Genomic DNA, 19,836 nt, shown 5'->3' on the forward strand with positions numbered 1-19,836 from the left:
TTAACGATCGAGAACAGGCAAGATGCCTGTTCCACAAAGAATAAATTTTCTTGTGGGGTAGGCATCCTGCCTGCCCTTGGCACAAACTTAACAACTAGCTCCCTATTCAGCTTATGATTGTTATCACCCCCGTCCTAAAACCAGTTAGCCAAATAACGCTTTCTCCCGGTAGTGTGGTAACTATTCCCAATATAAGTTGGCTGGAATTTGAGTCGATTTTGCAGGAATTAGGAGAAAAGCGAAGAACTAGAATTGCCTACAGCAACAGTACCTTAGAAATTAGGGTTCCCTTACTATATCGGGAAATCCCGAAAGATTTAATTTCCGATATTGTAAAAAATTTACTCAAGTCTGCGGGCAGAATATATGAACCATTTGGTTCTACTACTTTCAAACGGGAAGGTGCAGCAGGAGTTGAACCTGATGCTTGCTTTTATATTCTAAATTATCAGCGGATGATTAATCGCCGCCGACTTTTACCGGACGATCCGCCGCCCGATTTGGCAATTGAGACGGATGTTACTTCTAAAACTAAGATCGATGCCTATAAAATTATTGGAGTTCCAGAAGTATGGGTTTATGACAGCGGCAGACTTCTCATTTATTTGCTGCAAGATGGAGAGTATGTAGAATCGGACATTAGTCCGAATTTTCCAGAAATCGCGATCGCCCAACTGATTCCGGCTACAGTAGAACGTGCTTGGCAGGTTGGAAATTTGCAAGCGCTAGAAGAATTGGAAAGTGCGATCCTCTCCGAGGGCTTCGCTAACGGCTAAACTCGTAGAACAGGTTACGCACTTCGCACTTGGTATCCCAAAAATCACACACTTACTGCCAAATTGTCAACCCCTAAAGGTCGATAAATTGTATCTCTTTGCTGATAACTCCGCCCCAAAGAACTAATCGCATTTTGCAAATCTTCGACAGACTGACAACTGCCACCCACCGCACCGGCCATTGTAGTAATATGCTCTTCCATCAATGTACCGCCGATGTCGTTGCAGCCCCATTTCAGCGCTTCAGTAGCTCCATCTAAACCTAATTTTACCCAACTCGGCTGGTGATTGGAAATTAAATTGCCTAAGAAGATTCTCGATACTGCGGTGAGTAACAATGTATCTGCTAAAATTGGTTGGTCGCGGCCGACTCGACTCCGCAAAGGTGCCGGTGCTTGCTGTCCGACAAATGGTAGTAAAATAAATTCTGTGATGCGTGCCCGATAGTTTTGGTCGATCGCAGTTTGTTGGAGCGATCGCACTTTTTCTAAATGCAAAACCTGCTGTTCGGCAGTCTCAATATGCCCGCAAAGCATCGTACTCGTTGTCGGCAAACCCAGACTGTGAGCAGTTCCCACAATTTCCAGCCAAGTTGCCGAATTTAGTTTTTCCGGGCAAATCACCCGTCGCACAGAATCGTCGAGAACTTCCGCAGCGGTTCCCGGCATCGAACCAACTCCCGCATCCTGCAAAGCCGAAATTACATAGCTGAAACTAAGATTATCTCCTCTGGCAATAAATTCTATTTCTTGGGGCGAAAAAGCGTGCAAGTGCAACTGAGGAAACTTATCCTTAATGGTTTTCACCAATTGCAGATAATAAGGTAAAAATGCGCCGTTGAGCTTAGCTTGAAGATTTAAGCCCCCCTGCATACAAATTTCCGTCGCACCCCGCTGCACTGCATCAGTTGCCTTTTCCTGAATTTGAGCTGCATCTAACCAAAAAGCGCCCTCATCTTTCTCGTCGCGGCGGAATGCACAAAAACTGCAATGCTGCTCGCAAATATTGGTGAAGTTAATATTGCGGTTGATAACGTAGGTGACAGTATCCCCTGATTGTCGGCGGCGGAGCAAGTCAGCGGTTGTTTGAATAGAAGCTCGCGCATCGGGATCTGTTTGCTGCAAAAGAACCAATGCCTCTGCTGTAGAGATGTTATAACCTTGTAAAGCTCGATCGAGAATTGCATCCACAGTTTTATTTTTAACTCAATTACAGAATTACTGACTAGAATTAAGGCGTTTTTATATTTTAACTAATCAATTATGGAGGAACGATATTTTACAATCTCAAGTGCTACCAAACTATTCTTGACTTTCTGAACACTGAAATTATGGGCATAAACCAACCAAATCAGGTCTTGCCAGTGCCGTCGGGGCCTTTGCAAATTCCTGCTATACAGACTTTCGGCTCAACTTTTGTAGACGCAGGCACACCGCCAATTTATTTTTCCCTGGTCATTCCCACCTACAACGAGTGCAAGAATGTCAAGAGTATTGTGGAAAAATTGAGCCACTTGCTAGATGGCAGTATTCCCGGCAACTACGAATTAATTGTAGTCGATGACAACAGCCCCGATCGCACCTGGGAAGTCGCCCTGTCCCTGACACCGGAATATCCGCAATTGCGGGTGATGCGCCGCGAAGACGAGCGGGGACTTTCCACAGCGGTAATTCGCGGGTGGCAGGCCGCTCGGGGTGAGGTTTTGGGCGTCATCGATGCCGACTTGCAGCATCCCCCGGAGACGCTGTTGCAGCTTTTAGCAGAAATTCAGCGGGGAGCCGATTTGGCCGCTGCGAGTCGCCACGTGGGCGAGGGCGGGGTGAGCGACTGGAGCGTTGTCAGGCGATTTTTATCGCGGGGCGCTCAAACCCTGGGGTTGGTGATCCTGCCGGGAGTGGTGGGCCGAGTTTCCGATCCGATGAGCGGCTATTTTATGGTGCGCCGCTGTTGCATAGCCGGCAAAACCATGAATCCTGCTGGTTACAAAATATTGATTGAAGTGCTCGGCAGAGGCGATATCGGCTGGATTGGAGAAGTTGGTTACGTGTTTCAAGAGCGGCAAGAAGGCGAGAGCAAAGTTACCTGGAAACAGTATATTGATTATTTGCGGCATTTGCTGAGGTTGCGGTTTGCCCGCTGGCCGATGGGCAAGTTTCTGCGGTTTGGCCTTGTGGGTTTCAGCGGCGTATTTGTGAATATGGGGGTTTTGTACGTGCTGTCCGATATCCTCCATTTGGAGGTGAATGGCAGTCTGATCGTTGCTGCTGAATTGGCAATTATCAGTAACTTTTTGTGGAATGATTTGTGGACTTTTGGGGACATTTCTAAGCTGCAGCCAAGAAAGCGCCAGCGATTGAAACGGCTGTTAAAATTTAACACGATTTGCTTGATGGGTTTGATTTTGAATTTGCTGCTGTTTAATTTGCTGTTTAATCTTTTTGGAATCAATAAATATCTTGCTAATTTAATCGCGATCGCGACTGTGACTCTGTGGAATTTCTGGATCAATATGAAGCTGAGTTGGCGGGTGACCGACGTGAAGTAGGTAATGGGGAATTGTTGACTGTTGACTGTTGACTGTTGACGGCGTTGAGTGATGACAACTGACAACTGACTGCTGACTCAATTAATGATTAAGAACAAACAACTGTTGTTGCTATTTCTGTGGACGGCGATCGCCTTTATTTTGCGCTTTGCCAATTTAAACTCGAAACCGCTCTGGACAGACGAGTTTTCTACTCTAGTTTTTAGTTTGGGCAACAGTTTTCGAGGGGTGCCGATCGATCGCGCGATCGATCTTTCTACATTATTACAACCGCTACAATTGCGCGCCGGTGCTGGGATTGCAGATGTCCTCAACCATTTGCTGCTAGAAAGCAATCATCCACCAGTATATTTTATGCTCGCCCACTGGTGGATGCGACTGTTTGGGCCGACCGAGGATAGTTTAGTTTGGATTGGGCGATCGCTCCCTGCTTTATTGGGCGTGATTTCAGTTCCCGCTATCTACTTTTTAGGCAAATTTGCTTTTAGTTCTCGTTTAGTCGGTCAATGTGCTGCTGCGATGATGGCAGTTTCTCCCTACGGCATTTATCTCGCTCAAGAAGCTCGCCATTACACTTTAGGAATATTATTAGTTATTGCCTCTCTTTTTTGCCTCAGCTTAGCTGCAAAAAAGCTGCAACAGCGCGCTCCCCTGCCTATTTGGGCGGTGCTGCTTTGGGTAGTTGTTAACTGTTTGGGAATTGCGGTTCACTACTTTTTTACACTAACTTTGTGTGCGGAATTAATAGCATTAATTGCGGTAATCTGGCAGCAGTTTAATGGAAAGTTGCGAATTGACAACAGCCAGCGGCCTAATATTTGGCAATTTCAAATCCTGTGGCGGCTTTTCGCAGTAGCGATGGGCACTTTGGCGGGCGGTTTAGTTTGGCTGCCGGTATTTTTGTCGAATAAATACGGCAGCGAACTAACTAATTGGATTGTCAGTGGCGATCGCACATTTTTAGATTGGATCAATCCGATTTTTCAAGCTTTAGCTGGATGGATCACTGTCATATCTCTGCTGCCGGTGGAATCGCCAAATTTGGCAGTAGTAGTTGCATCGGCGATCGCCATGACAATATTTTTTATATTGGTGCTTCCCATCCTGTTTAGCGCTCTTAAAAATTCCTTAACAACGCCCGATACTCGTTTAGGTACTGTTATTTTCGGCGGATTTGTGCTAGGAGCAATTTTCCTATTTTTCAGCTTTGCATATATTCTAGGGATTGACCTAACTCGCGGCGCACGATACAATTTCGTCTACTTTCCGGGGGTGATATTGCTTTTAGGAGCAACCTTGGCGGTTATTTTTAACACACCTACAGCAAAAAGTCAATGGTTTAATTTACGGGCGATCGAAGTTCCGGGCAAAAAAGCAGTGGTGCTAATTTTAGTAATGGGTTTTTTTAGCGGTGTCACAGTAAATTCCAATCTCGGCTATCGCAAATATTACAAACCAGACCTTTTAATTCCGGTTATCCGCGAATTATCGAAAGTTCCCGTGTTAATTGCTACTACTCAAAAGACTCATGTAGAAATAGGAGAGTTGATGGGTATAGGGTGGGAATGGGAAAGTTCGGCAACGGATTCTGTAACGGATGTAACGGATGTCAGGAAAAATGAGGAAGTTAAACTTTCAGATTCTCCTATATTTCTTTTGGTTAAATATCACAGAGAGAAGCCAGAAATAGCAGCGACGACACTTAACAAAGCACTCGCTCAATTGCAACGTCCGCTAGATTTATGGTTGGTTAATTTTCGCGCACCTGTCAATTTAGCAGCGCAAAAATGTCAGCTTGAATCTGGCGATTTGCCGCCTGTTGATGGTTATGAATATCAAGTTTATCACTGTTCTTGAGTTGGCGATCGCCCGCAACTATAGTCCGATGACTGGGGAGAGAGAGTGATAAATTTATGACTCAAGAAGTAGAGGATATAGAGTTAGCATTACAACCGCAGTCCGGCAGGGGTTGAAACCCCTGCCTCAAAGCTAAAGTCCTCTCAAAGAGGACTAATACCAAATCCGACTTAAATACCCCCTTTATTTCTTAGTCTGCGGAGGCAGACTTCGTTTGACAAGGAGCGGTTTCAACCGCCGAATCATCAAGGGGTGGCAAACTAAGAGTTAGCGGCCAAATATTTAATTAAGACGCTCATCACTTCACCTGGATTTTGAGTTGGGACAAGCGGACTCCAGTCAGAAACGCAGGCAAAATTATCGCGGTGAAAAGAATGAATGACGCGGGAAACAACAGGACGAGAACTGATAATGAAAAGTTTCAACAGTTCTCGGTTAACTGAAGTTTGCAAGTTTGGTTCTTTAGCAGGGGGCTGATTGAGTTCGGTAGTTGGATTTTCTGGCCCAACCTCGAAAGCAAGTATTAATTCGGTATTTGGTAGCATTTGCCGGATGACTTTCAGGGAAGATTCTGCTTCGCTGCGGCTGCGAAATTGCGCGACGGGTAAGCGCTGAAAGTTGGGCAGGAGTCGGTAAATAATCCAGGCATTCGCAGTTTCTGGGGTGTTCATGGCTGTATTGTAAATTGGGTATGTTTGCCCATAGAAAATTGACAGAGTTGCACTTTATTGTGAGCGCGATCGAACATCGCGCTACTTCAATAAAGATGCGTCCTAGTTGATGATTTTTCCTCGATTGCCTCAAGAGACATCGGAAACTATATCGTGTTGGCAATAACGCTATGTTAGCTCTAAAATCCACTTTTAGATTGAGTTATTACATAATTTAATTCCATTAGTTAAAGGTTCAAAATAAGCGCTTAAAATAGGCGGTTAAAATAGGCTAATCAAAAGCAATAACAATCATAAATAAACGTTAGACAATGCCAAAAATAAACAATTCAGCTCAATTAATTTAAGTTTTCGCACCAGTACACGGCACTGCCGTGTCCCTACTTCGTCGGTGCGGCGATGGGAAAAGGGAGACGAACCTACGATGACTGTTCGGCAAATGAGGGATTTTTGCCGTTTGGTGGGAGTATGTTTTGATGACTTGCCGGATTATCTCAGTCGGCGAGTAGATGAGGAGGAGTCATAGGGGGATAGATCGATCGTAACTTTATACAAACAATTCAGTTCCAAATTCATGGTTTTCAAACAACCTAATAAGAATTGTTGCCGCTAGATTGCCGCTCTTGACGCTCCACAATTAGAAAGCTACAATATTGTATTATGCAATGTCCGCTCGATCGACAGTCAAAAAATTAGTTTCTCAAAAATTAGTTCGCAGTACGGACTTGGTGTCCGCTCCGAAATTACGGACACCAAGTCCGCACTACAAACAGTTGGAAGTTAATATCGTCTCAAACAATCTTTATTTAAAAAAACATTATGGCTGGCAAATTCGCTAAAACCACCGTTGCTGTTTTGAGTTTACTTGCGATCGGCGGCGCGGCAACATATCTGTACTCGGATGGTTATTTAGGAGCTGATAGTAAACCCCTAGATAATGCTAAACTGATTCCGAGTGACGCTTTAGTGGGCGGCACGATCGATCTCAACCCTGAGTCTTGGTCAAAATTACAGAAATTTGGCACACCAGAAGCTAGGGAACTTTTCGATCGAGCTTGGAAAGAGTTTGAGAAAGAATTTGCTAAGGAAAGTCCTCAACTGAATTACGATCGAGATATCAAACCTTGGCTGGGTACTGTTGTCTGGGCTGCATTACCATCAGCTAAAACCCAAGGACAGCAATCGCCTACTCCTGAATTTATCGGGGTAATTACGATTAAAAATAAGCTGAGTATGTGGCAATTAAATCAAAAGCTCAGCAAAATTAATCCTGACGAAAAAATTAAAGAGATTGATTACAAAGGATTTAAAATACAGGAGTCTACTACTAACAAAGGCGATAAAAGCTACTGCGCGATCGTGAAGCGTTATCTTGTTTGCAGTGACAAGGAGCAAAATGTCCAAAAATCTATTGATATCTACAAAGGACAACCATCCTTAGCAAGCAAGCCAGAAGTTGCCAAAGTATTATCAAGCGATTTAAAAATTGACAATCCAGTAGCTCAATTTTATATTTTTGATAGTTTAGCCTTGATAAAGGAGAGTGTCGCAAATGCTCCTCAAGCTCAAAACGCACCACTGCTCGATCGAGCCGAACTATATCCGATAAAGTCTTTAAGCGGCGGTATTGGCATTGATGATGCTGGGATTCGGATTAATACTGTTGCCAATTTACAGCCGAATGCCACCACTCAAACCAACTTTCAGCCCGCAACTGAAAAAATAATTAGTTATTTTACCCAGCAAACAGTTGCTTTATTTACGGGTAAAGGCATCAATAATAATTGGGGTAATTTTGTCAGCCAAACACAAAATATTCCAGAATTCAGCCAGGGACTTACTCAATTTAGAGGAAATTTAGCAGCATTAAATCTCGATTTAGATAAAGATATTTTTGGCTGGATGGATGGAGAATACGGATTCGGAGTAATTTCACTGCCAGACGTATCTTTAGAAAGTGCGATCGGGGTAAAAATAGTAATTCAAACCAGTAATCCTGAAGCAGCTAAAAGCACGTTTGCTAAATTGAATGTGCTTGTCCGAGGTAATGGTATAGCCCTATCTGAAAAACAGATTGCCGATCGAGCTATAACTGAATGGCAAGTGCCCAGTCAAGACTTTGTATTGGGACACGGTTGGTTAGATGCAAATTCAGTATTTATCGCTGTAGGGAATGCCAAAACATTACCAGCGATCGCAGCTACATCAAATCCAACTTTAGCACAAAGCGAAAACTTTCAAACAATTACGAGTTCTTTACCAAAGCCTAACAGCGGCTACGGTTATTTCAATTTTGAACAAATTCTGACCCTGGTCAATTCTGCTGCATCTAAAAATTTCATCGAGTCATCTGTACCCAAAGAAAATATAGCAGAATTCGATCGGACGATCGCGGCTCTTAATTCTGTACGCGGCATAGCCATGACAACTGCAGAAGTAGATAAATCGACGCAGAGGTATGAGATGCTAATCGCACTCAAGCCAGCAACTGCCGGGGCATCACTACAAACTCCGTCAGCTAATTTACCTGCTACTGGGCCTGCTGTTTCACCAACTAATCCGCCGACAAATTTACCCGCGACTCCAACAGCAACTCCGTCTCCAATTGCCAACAAAACTACTCCACCGACCAACTTACCTGCGAATCCCACTCCCAGAAAAACTACTCCGCCGACAAATTTACCAGCGAATCCAAAAGTAACTCCGCCAGCAACTCCAACCAATGCTGACAATGATTTTCGGCAAGCAGTAAATCAAGCAACTCGTGCAGCTTCTTTAACTCAAACTGCCACAACAAAACAACAGTGGCAACAGGTGATTGTTGCCTGGGAACAAGCAATTGCTGGCATGAAAAAAATACCTGCTAATAGTCCTAAATACAAAATTAGCCAGCAAAAGATTGTAGAATATCAAAATAATTTGAAGTATGCGAAGCTGGCGGTCGATCGAGCAGAAGAATAAGTTATTCTGTTTATAAATCGGCGGTTGCAACCGCGTCTACACAAATTGATGCTTTAGTCATTCAAAATCAATTTTGGATAGTGGTAATTGAAAGTAAAGAATATGGTTTCAGTGTTTCGCGGGCTCTTCCCCAGATTTTAGCATACATGATGGGAAATCCTTACCCCGAAAACTCTCCTTTTGGGATGATAAGTAACGGCGAAGAATATATTTTCCTGAAGCTGCTGCGCGGGGAAATAAATCAATATGCGCTGTCAGATTTATTTAGTATTTGCAATAGTCGCAATAATGGCTTAAATGAAGCTATGCGGGTTCTCAAGCAACTTGTTAGTTTGTCTGTACAGAGATGAATGGTTATAATTTGCGATCGCATTACTCTTGCCTCACACTATCGGGTACGCCCACCGCAGAAATACCCGATATCGCCTTTAAGTTTTGACACCGAATCAACTCATTAAAATCCAAACTGCGCCCTTCAATTTGCGCCACAGCCTCGATCGCCCCCAGCAAATGTCCGGCCGCTTCCGCTTCGTTGTAACCACGCCTTCCCGCGACTCTAATCGCCGCTTCGTCAGCATCTAACTCTACTTGGGAACTGCGGTTGTCGCGCCAAATTCGAGTCATCGCCAGTCCCGTCAAACCGCCCGCGATCGCAGTGCCGATCGCATCTCCTTGCAACAATTCTACAACAGTCCCGACAATTCCCGCCAGAGCTGCACCTTGATAAATATCCGGTTTAAACCACTTAAAACTGCACAGAAAACTTACATTCCGCAATAGCAGTAAATCCCGCTGCGGCTTAGATAGCAGCCGCCACAAATCAAAATTAATATAAATCGGGCGAGATTGATTCCAAGGCAAAGGAAAATCGCAGTCAATTACCGTTGATTGTTGTGGCTTATTAATAATTTTACACATCATGCGGCCGGAAGCGGGCATCACATCTAACAGGCGGCGAATTTCTGGATCGGGATTCATAAATTTTAGGGTAATTGATAATTGGTAATTGGTGATTGCATCGGCATAAAAAACAATAATATCTATCACGACCTCGTAGGGGCGGGTTTTACCTACAATAATTGCCTAAAACCTACAATCTCGTAAACCCGCCCCCACCCAAGGGCTAGTTTTACCTACAATATTTGTCGATAATTGACAATCTTAGGACTGATGCACGGGTAGCCAGAAACCGGGTTTTTTGCTGAGAAGATGCGTTACAGCCACAGATTTGGTGAAAAACCCGGTTTCTTGGGTCAGAGTCCGTTCCTAACTGGTTTTATCGAAAGCAAAGTTGATGTAGGTTATTGGTTGTGTGCGGGCGGGTTTATGTAGATTTTTAACGGGAGTTAAATATTCTTGGAAAAACCCGCCCCTACAAGTCAATAGAATATAATTAAGGGTTTTTCTTGGATGCGGGAGAGGGAGATTTTTGAGCTCTCGGAGCCGCTTTTTCGGTATTGGGCGAAGGCTTCGGACTGGCAATTGCTGGGGCAACTGACGGCTTTGAATTCGCGGCTGGGGATGGCAGCGGTTTCGGAGAAACAGGGGCTGTTAATGGGGCTGCAGGAGCTGTTTGAGCGCCTAAAATGCTGGCGTCTCCGGTGTCGAAGGTGCCGGCGATGCAAGCGATCATCATTGTCGCTAATGTGCCGACAAATAATGCTTTCCAACCGAGTTCGGAAATGTCTTTGCGGCGGGATGGAATTAGGGCGATCGTACCGCCGACAAATATGCCGACGGAGGCTAAATGGGCGAAGCCGGAAAGGGCGTAACTGACAATTAAAACTGTACGATCGCTCACGAGTCCTTTTGCCGATGCTTCTGCTAAACTTTGATAGGGCGGAATCGCCGTTTCTAACAGTCGGCGACCGATGATTACTGATGCTGTCCAAGAGTCGTCTAATGAAACTCCTGTTAATAGCGTCAGGGGATAAAATAAAAATCCCATAATGTTGGCTAAGGTGACAACTTTGAACAAGTCACCAATGGGGCCGGGCAAAATTGCCAGCCAACCAAAGAATTGATTAATTAAGGAAACTAAGCCCAAGATTAAAATCAAAACAGCGGCAATAGCTACCGCCATTTTTACACCGTCCAATGCACCAATTATCGCTGCATCCAAAGGGCTGACTCGTTCGATTGGCTCTCCCCCAACAGTCTCTTGTTTGAATTCTTCGCGCTCCATGTCCGAAATTTCTTCGCCCACAAACTCGCGGCCTTTAGGCTTCCGTTCTTCCTTGGGAATGCCACCCATTGTCAGGGGTTTGTCTGTTTCTGGTACTAAGATTTTGGAGAGGACAAAACAAGCGGGAATGGCGATAATTGAGGCGGAAACTAAATGCCCTAAAATATTGGGAAAAACTGGCTTGAGAAAACTCACATAAATTGCTAAAGTTGAAGAAGCGGCAGTCCCAAAACAGCAAGAGAGGATTGCACAAAGTTCCGAACGAGTCATTTTCGGCAAATAAGGCTTGACAACAATTGCCGCTTCAATTCCTACGAAAATATTAGCAGCGCCGCTGAGGGCTTCGGCGCCGCTCAACCGCATTGTCATATAAAAGATTTTGGCAAAAACTTCGGTGATAATTTGAATCACACCGATGTTGTAAAGCAAAGCCATGAGGCCAGAAAAAAAGATGACTGTCGGTAAAGCTCGAAAGGCAAAAATATATCCTAAATTAACTGGGGGGTCTTGACCGGGTATTGGAACAATGTTTTTACCGAATACAAACCTCGCTCCAGCGTCAGCAGCGGTAAATACTCCATCCAGTAAGCCTGTAAACCACTCTAGGGCGATGCGAGTTGGGGGGAACAGGAATACTAAAAATCCTAAGACTAATTGTAGACCAATGCCCCAGATGATGACGCGCCAGGGAATATACTTGGAGTGTCGGTTTTCGGAAAAAATCCAGGCGATCGCACATAAGCCAAAAATGCCCAGAAACGAGATAAGATTGTAGATAGACATGAGCCTAGTCCTTGAAATACTTAAGAATGCCGATCGACGGCTTGCACCACATCAGTTATACTATTCATCTGACGGCAAATGCTAAAAAAAATAACGGGCCGATGAATTACGCACTCAACAGCGTACTTATGTCATTGCTTAGGTCATTCCGAACTCTGCGGATCTTTAGCAACCCTTGATTTGCCGTAATTACCAGCAGTTTAGATAGAAACTCTAACACATGGAAGCTTTTGCTCCACATCCTCCTGAATGGACTGCGACGGCGGTTCACGCTAATGAGTTTTGCTGCCCCAAGTGTGGCGCTAGTTGCACGGATGCCGCTGAGGTCTGGATTAATCGCCGATCGCCAGTCTACACCGAGTTCAACCGCCGCAAGTGGCAAGAATTTTACCGCTGCCAGTGCGGCGGCGTGTGGTGGGCCTGGAGTAACGATAGGCCTCCTTCTGAACTTGTGCGTCGCGATCAGAGCTCGGATGACGGCCCGGATGAGGGCCCCGATGATGATTTTTAGAACGGTGACAGAATTTTCGATTTTCGATTTTATAGCAGAAGGAAGAAGTCCGATGGAAGTCGGAAGAAGTCCGATGGAAGTCGGAAGAAGGAAGAAGGAAAAAGCAGTAATAGCTAGGGTTTCAGCGATCAAGAATGTCCTAACCCTCTTGGCGGTTGCTATATTTAAAATTAGGGTAAGGTGCGCGGCCCGGCGCACCCTACATTTAGATAGGTTAGCGCCATTTCTAAACTAATCGAGCACGTCAAGTATTCCCTTGACTACGCCTTCCATGACTCTTTCAATTAAGCTCAATTCGTTTTCTCCGATCGACTCATTTAAGAGCATTGACTGAATTCGCTGTCTGTCCTCGCGAGTCAGTTCGCCTGACGAAAATATCTGCTCTACTATTTGTTCAGTTAGAAATGAGGAAGTTTGAGTTTGCATGGTTGGTCTCTAAAAGCATCAATATTTTGCTTTTAACTTTATTAGAGGAGCCAGTTATTGTGTGGGTTTTTACTTTCCCACCCAATCAGTGCTCCAATCCTAGGACTCTGGGGGGATTTTGTCAATACACTCGTTACAGATCGATATAAAATCTGCATTGTATTTCCGACATTCTGGCAACGGGTGGTTTGGGAGTGCGATCGACCCCGGCGGTGGTAGTGTTCGATCGACTTTTTTAAGTTTATTGGCACTTTGGCGGAACATTACCGCTCAAAAAAAATCAAAAAGAGAAGAGATTAGAATGGGGCATGGGGCATGGGGCATGGGGCATGGGTCATTGGAACCAACAAATAACAACAAATATAAGAAAAATAACCACTAACTAATGACTATTGAGTAATGACTATTGACAACTGACAACTGAGAACTGACAACTGACTAATGACCTATTTTCGTTCTGCTCTAATTTTGACATTAGGTTTTTGGCTGCTACCGCTAGCAGTGCGATCGCAATCTGTCGTTCCTGCAAATGACGGCACTAATACTGTTGTTAACTCCGAGCAAAACCGCACAGACATTAGTGGCGGACAACTGTCAGGGAACGGCGCCAATCTGTTTCACAGCTTCAGCCAATTTAATCTCAGCGAAGGTCAAATCGCTAATTTTCTAACTAATCCAAATATTCAAAATATTTTAGGGCGGATTTCCGGCAACAATGTTTCCATCATTAACGGTCTGATTTCTGTAAGCGGCGGCAACTCAAATTTATTCTTAATGAATCCGGCGGGAATTGTCTTCGGTCAAAATGCTAGATTAAACGTGCCGGGGTCTTTTTTCGCGACAACTGCTACAGGTATTGGTTTCGGCGATCGCTGGTTCAATTCGGCCGGAATTAATGATTACAAAGCTTTACTGGGAAATCCCAATCAATTTAATTTTAATAACTCACAACTCGGTGCAATTGTCAATGCCGGAAACTTGGCAGTTGGCAGCGGGCAAAGTTTAACTTTGCTCGGTGGAACCGTTATTAATACAGGACAATTATCCGCTCCCAACGGTCAAATTACTGTGGCTGCTGTTCCGGGACAAAATGCAGTTCGCATCAGTCAAGTTGGCAATTTATTAAGTTTAGAAATTACTCCGTCTTTGCAGTCAGAAAACTCGGCGATCGCCCCGGTTTCTTTGCCTCAGTTGCTGACGGGCTCCGGCGTAGTGTCAGCCACAGGTTTAACCACTAACGAACAAGGTCAATTGGTACTGACTGGCGGGCAAACTGTGCCCGCAGTTGCCGGAAGTGCGATCGTCTCCGGTTCTGTAAATGTATTTGGCCCTTCTGGAAATGCTGGTGGCACAGTCAATATTTTAGGGGAAAAAGTCGGACTCTTCGGCGCAAATATCGATGCTTCCGGGACGGACGGCGGAGGTACTGTGCGCGTCGGAGGCGGTTTCCAGGGGATGGAACCAGTGCCAAACGCCCAGGTAACTTATGTTAGTCCTGATTCTACGATCGCAGCAAACGCGATCGACCGCGGCAATGGCGGCACTGCGGTAATTTGGTCAGACAATATAACTCGCTTCTTGGGCAATATTAGTGCTCGCGGGGGCACTGCCGCAGGTAACGGCGGCAGAGTAGAAGTTTCCGGCAAAAATGCTTTAACTTTCCAAGGAGAGGTCGATACCCGCGCGACTAACGGTGCGATCGGCAATTTGTGGCTCGATCCGGCAAATATTACGATCGTCAGCGGTAACGGCTCCAGCAGCGGGGGTTCGACTGGCGGGGAACTCGAACCGGCACCAGAACCCAACGAAACATCGATCTCAGAAGTGCAGTTGGAACAGATGACAGCCGGCAGCAACGTGGTTCTAGATACCCCCGGCTATATCACCGTCCAAGACTTGCCCGATAACAAACTTTCCCTGCAAGCAAGAACGGGAGACACCGTAACCTTTAGATCCGGCGGAGTGTTTGTTGTCAATGACCCCAAGGATGTAATCGAGACTCAAGGTGGCAACATCAACATTTTCGCCAGCAGCATCTCTCTGGGCGGACTCAATGCTAACAGCGGCAATATCGCTCTCACTGCTAGCGGCATTGACTTCAGAGGCGGCAGCAATTCTGTCAGCAGTGCGGGGGGAACAATTCGCTTGCAGCCCAACGACAACCGACGAATTCAAATCGGTGGCACCGGCGATATTTTGGGCCTTTTAGACTTGACGGCAACGGATCTCGGCGCTTTGGCGGGGGATTTCGGCTCGATCGCGATCGGGCGCGAAAACGGTAGCACCTCGTCGATCGCGATCGTCGCACCCATTACCTTCAACAGCCCGCTGACACTTCAAGGCAGATCGATCAGGATCGACAATCCCCTGAATACAAGCGGCAGCGCTAGCTTGACTCTCGACGCGCCCCAAACTGATCTCAACGCCAACATTGCGACATCCGGCGGCGATCTCACTTTTACAGGAAACGCATCCCTCAATGCTGACGTAGCTTTGAGCACGGAAGCTACCGGCAACATTCTGTTCTCCGGTAGCCTAGACGGATCTCACGCCCTGAGACTAGACGCTGGGCGAGTGCTGTTCGGCGCTAAAGTCGGTCAAGCTGCACCGCTGGCGAGTTTAACTGTCAACGCCCGCAGTACCCAGGTATCGGGCAATATGGCGACATCTGGCGACATGACTTTCAATAGTAACGTTACAGTCGATCGCACCGCCGCCCTAGCCGCCACTATCGGCAATATCACTTTTGCCAATACCCTCGACAGCACGCCGGGCCGGGCTAATAATTTGACGCTGCGCGCTGGCGGCAACATTACTTTTGACGGCCTAGTCGGTCAAACTCAGAGGTTGGGCCAGCTCTCGGCTGACGCTGCTAGCGTGACGGCTGCTTCCACAATTACAGCGCGCAGTTTGAGCGTTAACGCGCGAGATTCCGCTCGCTTCGGGGGGGACAGCACGGCCGCTTTGGGAGCCGATATCAAGGCAGAAAACGTCCTCCTAGGGGGTAATTTAAGGACGGATGGTGGCAGCGTGAACCTGCAAGGAAGTGGCGAGGTTCGGACGGGCAATATTACCTCGAACGGTGGGAGGATTCGGGTTGAGGGAAATACTGTTGCTGCAGGTGCGATCGACTCGTCATCGGCGGGCACAGGAGGCGCGATCGCTCTCCAAACCAATGCTGGCCCTTTAACTGCGGGAGCTTTGAACGCTTCGGGGGCGATCGGCGGAAATATTGCCCTTACTTCGGGAGCGGGGATTTCGGCTCTAGATATCAACTCCAGCGGCACTTCAAACGGCAACGGCGGGGGCGTCTCCCTGAACGCGACTGGTGATATTCAGTTGGGCTTTATCAACGCTAGAGGCGGCACTGGTGGCACTGGCGGCAGCGTTGATGTGAGAACCCTCGGTTTGTTTCGATCGAACAATGTTTTCAACGATGATATATCGGGCAATGTTTCCAGTATTTCTACTACCGGAGGTGCGGGGGCGGGGAGGATCGCAATTCGCCACGGAGGCGGTATCGATCGACCGTTTGTAGTTGGCGGCGCGATCGACAATGGAACCAGAGGAAGCATTAATGCTGGGGCGGGAAACGCCATTTTGCCCAGCTTTTCCTTCGGGCAAACTTACACCCAGGGAAGTTTACCAAATCAGATTTCCCTAATTACACCGGCCGCGCCCTCTACTCCTGCACCAATTCCCTCACCAATTCCCTCACCAATTCCCTCACCAATTCCCTCACCAGTTCCCTCACCAATTCCCTCACCAATTCCCTCACCAATTCCCTCACCGCCTCTAGAGTCCGTAAATCCCGATCCGGAGCAGTCATTTCCTGCATCTTTGCAAGTAGAATTGCGATCGCCCAATCGAGACCGAAATTCCCCAATTAGCCAGGATATTTTCGCTCCTTCTCGCAGATTAGATGCGGCAGGTTCGGGAGTTTTAGAATTTGAACAAACCTTTACTCGCGAGTACGAAAAATATCTGGATTTGCCCCCAAGAAAGCCGATTACTAATCTATCGGTGATTTACGAAACCCTTCGCAAAAACGAACAAATTAGTGGGATAAAATCTGCAATTATTTATATGAATTGGCTCAGGAGATCGGATGCAGCCGCAGCCAAAGAAAATGGTTCTGTGCTGGTGGCAAGTCAGGATTTATCTAATCTATTGCCTGTGAGAAATAACCTCACCTCCGGGCCCCATCGCCCCTTAGAAGATAAGTTGGCCCAGAGGTTGTCGCCACTGAGCCAAGAAATTCCCGATGTTCCTAACGGGGAGCTTTTAGAATTAGTGTTAGTCACAGCTAACGCTCAACCGATGCGCGTTGTAGTTCCGGCGACAACGCGGTGGCAGGTGTTGCAATTGGCGGATGCCCTGCAAACCGAAATAACTAATCCCAGAAGAAGAAGCAGCATTAGTTATTTGGATTCGGCTCAAAAACTTTATCGCTGGTTAATTGCGCCAATGGCCCCAGAATTGGCCGCTTTAAAGATTGACAATTTAATTGTAATTCCGGCAGCAGGTTTGCGGAGTGTGCCCTTTGCTGCTCTTCACAATGGCAAACAATTTTTAGTTGAGCAATACAGTATTAGCGTGATGCCGAGTCTGAGTTTGAGTGATATCGGCTACGACAATATTGCGGATGATGAAGTTTTGGCAATGGGGGCGTCGGTATTTGAAGATAAAGCGCCATTACCAGCGGTACCGGTGGAGTTAGAGTCGATCGCGCCGCCAAGTGAAGGAAAATTATTTTTGAATCAAGATTTTACTCTGGGAAATTTGCAAGCTCAGCGGGCAAATCGGCCTTTTGGAATCATTCACTTAGCAACTCACAGCGAATTCCTGCCTGGGGAACCGAAAAATTCTTACATTCAGTTGTGGGATACTAAATTACGTATCGATCAAATGGCACAGTTGCGGTGGAATGAACCGCCGGTGAATCTGTTAGTTTTAAGCGCGTGCAGTACCGCTTTGGGCGACGAAGAGGCGGAGTTGGGGTTTGCGGGTTTGGCGGTAGCTAGCGGTGCTAGATCCGCTTTAGCGAGTTTGTGGGAAGTCAGCGATGATGGGACTTTGGGGCTGATGACTGAGTTTTATCGGCAGTTGCGGGCCCCCAGACGCGGTGGCAATTTGATGATTAAAGCGGAGGCTTTGCGCCGCGCGCAATTGGAGATGCTGCGGGGGCGCGTGCGGATTCAAGACGGGATGTTGCGAGTCGAAGGGCTTTCTGGGGATCTAATTTTGCCTCCAGAAATTGCGGCGCGGGGCGATCGAGTGCTTTCGCATCCTTATTATTGGGCCGCCTTTACAATGATTGGCAATCCTTGGTAATGGGATGTTGAATGAAGAAGGAAAAAGAGGCGCACCATTGTCAGCAACAGGCTTTCCGGCCTGTTCCACAAGAAAATTGATCTTTTGTGGAACAGGCATCTTGCGTCAGCAACAGGCTTTTCGGCCTGTTCCACAAGAAAATTGATCTTTTGTGGAACAGGCCGAAAAGCCTGTTCCTAAAAACCTAATTGAGAATGGTGCAATATCTCAGATGCAACCGGAAACCCTCTCAAATGTCTCGAAACTATGACATCCTAATAGTTTTCCCACAAGTCTTACCGAAGTTATTAGGGTGGTGTAATGAACTACCTTGATTCGTTAATTGCCCGAAAACTTATACTATTGACATACATTTTTAGGCATTCCGGTTTCACAGTCTCAGTGTAACAAGGCGTGGGACTCATAATCAGCGATCGATTGACAGCTACATTTGACACAAATGTGGTTCTGTTTTCCTTTTTTCTTAGTGTTTTTACGGATATGGGTTAATTTGCACTCGCTTTCATTGTATGGTGATTCCCCCTATTTATACTCTAATTATGCAAGGCCCAAATCTCCTATGAAGACTAACGGCGATCGCCCTTCACTCTGTTTTGCCGGATTTTGCAGGAAACTGTAGAGCGATCGGACTCCTGACCGGAATGTTTAGCCCTCTTATTTTTAAGAAATGTTAATAAAAAATAACTTTTCTTTTTACACTGAAGTTTTTCTTAAATTTTCGGATATTATTATGTATTAGAGGATACATTTACTTAATTAATTAACAATTGCTAAAAAATAATTGAGTATTAATACTGACAAGAGGATGTAAGAATGATTAACTTATCGGGCTACGACATTACCAACCAAATCCATGAAAGTAATAATTCTTTAGTTTACCGGGGACTGAGGAAGCAAGACAAAAAACCGGTAATTATCAAATTTCTCAAACAAGATTATCCGATGCCAGCTTCGTTAGTCAGATACAAGCAGGAATACGAAATCACACACAATCTTAACCTAGAAAGTGTCCCTCAAACCTACAGCTTAGAAAGATACCATAACAGTTTGGCTATCATTTTCGAGGATTGTGGTGGAGACTCATTAAAGCTCTGGTTGGCTTCTCACAAACTTACCTTAGAAGAGTTTTTCTTAACAGCTATTAAAACAACCAGGGCTTTAGGTGAAATTCATCGACATAAAATTATTCATAAAGATATCAATCCCAGCAATATTATTATCAACTCAAGCACAGGGCGAGTTCAAATTATAGATTTTGGCATCTCTACTGTTTTAAAGCGCGAAAATCCTAGCCTGAAAAATCCTAATGTTTTAGAAGGCACTCTGAGCTATATATCGCCGGAACAAACAGGCAGAATGAACCGAGCGATAGACTACCGCACTGATTTTTACTCATTAGGAGTAACTTTTTACGAAATGCTAACGGGGCAAGTGCCCTGGGATTACAGCGATGCAATGGAATTAATCCACTGTCACATTGCCAAACAGGCAGTACCGCCCCACCAAATCAATCTAGAAATTCCTAAAGCTGTTTCTAATATTGTGATGAAGCTATTAGCGAAAACCGCTGAAGCCAGATATCAAAGCCCTTGGGGAATTATCGCTGACTTAGAAGAATGCCTAGAACAATTAAAAACTACGGGAGGAATTGCAGATTTTGCCATCGCCCAAAAAGATATTACAGATAAGTTTCAAATACCTCAAAAACTTTACGGCAGAGAAACAGAAGTTGAAACCTTATTAGCAGCCTTTGAGCGAGTCAGCAGAGGCAGCACCGAAATGATGCT

14 protein-coding genes are annotated in these 19,836 nt (G+C 45.7%); 9 read left to right on the forward strand and 5 right to left on the reverse strand.

The window, feature by feature from the left end; genetic code table 11:
• Window positions 1–113: 113 nt before the first annotated feature.
• On the forward strand, window positions 114–776 hold the full coding sequence (locus QT990_RS21040) for a Uma2 family endonuclease (protein ID WP_333144744.1): 663 nt from the start codon (window positions 114–116) through the stop codon (window positions 774–776).
• A 44-nt stretch (window positions 777–820) separates the two neighbouring features.
• Here QT990_RS21040 and cofH read toward each other — a convergent pair whose 3' ends face one another.
• Window positions 821–1,966, reverse strand: a complete 1,146-nt coding sequence (gene cofH, locus QT990_RS21045) for a 7,8-didemethyl-8-hydroxy-5-deazariboflavin synthase subunit CofH (RefSeq protein WP_333465716.1) — start codon at window positions 1,964–1,966, stop codon at window positions 821–823.
• Between the two features lie 140 nt (window positions 1,967–2,106).
• Here cofH and QT990_RS21050 point away from each other — a divergent pair, with 140 nt between their 5' ends.
• Window positions 2,107–3,321, forward strand: a complete 1,215-nt coding sequence (locus tag QT990_RS21050) for a glycosyltransferase (protein ID WP_333465717.1) — start codon at window positions 2,107–2,109, stop codon at window positions 3,319–3,321.
• Window positions 3,322–3,405: 84 nt separating this feature from the next.
• Window positions 3,406–5,178 (forward strand): glycosyltransferase family 39 protein, encoded by a 1,773-nt coding sequence (locus tag QT990_RS21055; RefSeq protein WP_333465718.1) that lies wholly within the window; start codon window positions 3,406–3,408, stop codon window positions 5,176–5,178.
• A 260-nt stretch (window positions 5,179–5,438) separates the two neighbouring features.
• Here QT990_RS21055 and QT990_RS21060 read toward each other — a convergent pair whose 3' ends face one another.
• Window positions 5,439–5,849: a hypothetical protein gene (locus QT990_RS21060; RefSeq protein WP_333465719.1), complete on the reverse strand. Its 411-nt coding sequence runs from the start codon at window positions 5,847–5,849 to the stop codon at window positions 5,439–5,441.
• An 819-nt stretch (window positions 5,850–6,668) separates the two neighbouring features.
• On the opposite strand from QT990_RS21060, the gene QT990_RS21065 reads away from it, so the two are divergent.
• Window positions 6,669–8,810 (forward strand): DUF3352 domain-containing protein, encoded by a 2,142-nt coding sequence (locus QT990_RS21065; RefSeq protein ID WP_333465720.1) that lies wholly within the window; start codon window positions 6,669–6,671, stop codon window positions 8,808–8,810.
• Window positions 8,811–8,854: 44 nt separating this feature from the next.
• On the forward strand, window positions 8,855–9,160 hold the full coding sequence (locus QT990_RS21070; protein ID WP_333144758.1) for a type I restriction endonuclease: 306 nt from the start codon (window positions 8,855–8,857) through the stop codon (window positions 9,158–9,160).
• A gap of 22 nt (window positions 9,161–9,182) precedes the next feature.
• Here the strand turns inward: QT990_RS21070 and QT990_RS21075 are convergent, their stop codons facing one another.
• Entirely contained in the window at window positions 9,183–9,788 is a 606-nt protein-coding gene (locus QT990_RS21075; RefSeq protein WP_333144751.1) for a DUF3318 domain-containing protein, read from the reverse strand.
• A gap of 415 nt (window positions 9,789–10,203) precedes the next feature.
• A complete protein-coding gene (locus QT990_RS21080; RefSeq protein ID WP_333144752.1) occupies window positions 10,204–11,778 on the reverse strand; it encodes a nucleoside transporter C-terminal domain-containing protein in 1,575 nt (524 codons plus the stop codon).
• Window positions 11,779–11,998: 220 nt separating this feature from the next.
• Between QT990_RS21080 and QT990_RS21085 the strand changes: the two genes are divergently transcribed.
• Both QT990_RS21085 and QT990_RS21090 read left to right on the forward strand, forming a co-directional pair.
• Window positions 11,999–12,289 (forward strand): hypothetical protein, encoded by a 291-nt coding sequence (locus QT990_RS21085; RefSeq protein ID WP_333144753.1) that lies wholly within the window; start codon window positions 11,999–12,001, stop codon window positions 12,287–12,289.
• Window positions 12,276–12,524: a hypothetical protein gene (locus tag QT990_RS21090; RefSeq protein WP_333144754.1), complete on the forward strand. Its 249-nt coding sequence runs from the start codon at window positions 12,276–12,278 to the stop codon at window positions 12,522–12,524. The genes QT990_RS21085 and QT990_RS21090 overlap by 14 nt, the downstream gene beginning before the upstream one ends.
• Here the strand turns inward: QT990_RS21090 and QT990_RS21095 are convergent.
• The gene (locus tag QT990_RS21095; RefSeq protein WP_333144755.1) at window positions 12,521–12,715 is read right to left on the reverse strand and encodes a hypothetical protein; all 195 of its coding nucleotides are present in this window, start codon (window positions 12,713–12,715) and stop codon (window positions 12,521–12,523) included. The genes QT990_RS21090 and QT990_RS21095 overlap by 4 nt on opposite strands.
• Before the next feature lie 441 nt (window positions 12,716–13,156).
• On the opposite strand from QT990_RS21095, the gene QT990_RS21100 reads away from it, so the two are divergent.
• The gene (locus QT990_RS21100; RefSeq protein WP_333144756.1) at window positions 13,157–18,049 is read left to right on the forward strand and encodes a CHAT domain-containing protein; all 4,893 of its coding nucleotides are present in this window, start codon (window positions 13,157–13,159) and stop codon (window positions 18,047–18,049) included.
• A gap of 813 nt (window positions 18,050–18,862) precedes the next feature.
• Window positions 18,863–19,836, forward strand: a 974-nt coding sequence (locus QT990_RS21105) for a protein kinase domain-containing protein (RefSeq protein ID WP_333144757.1), incomplete at its 3' end; no start/stop codon positions are given.

The organism is Microcoleus sp. T3_B1 (genome assembly GCF_036700445.1).
In the GTDB taxonomy this organism is placed as follows: Bacteria; Cyanobacteriota; Cyanobacteriia; order Cyanobacteriales; family Microcoleaceae; genus Microcoleus.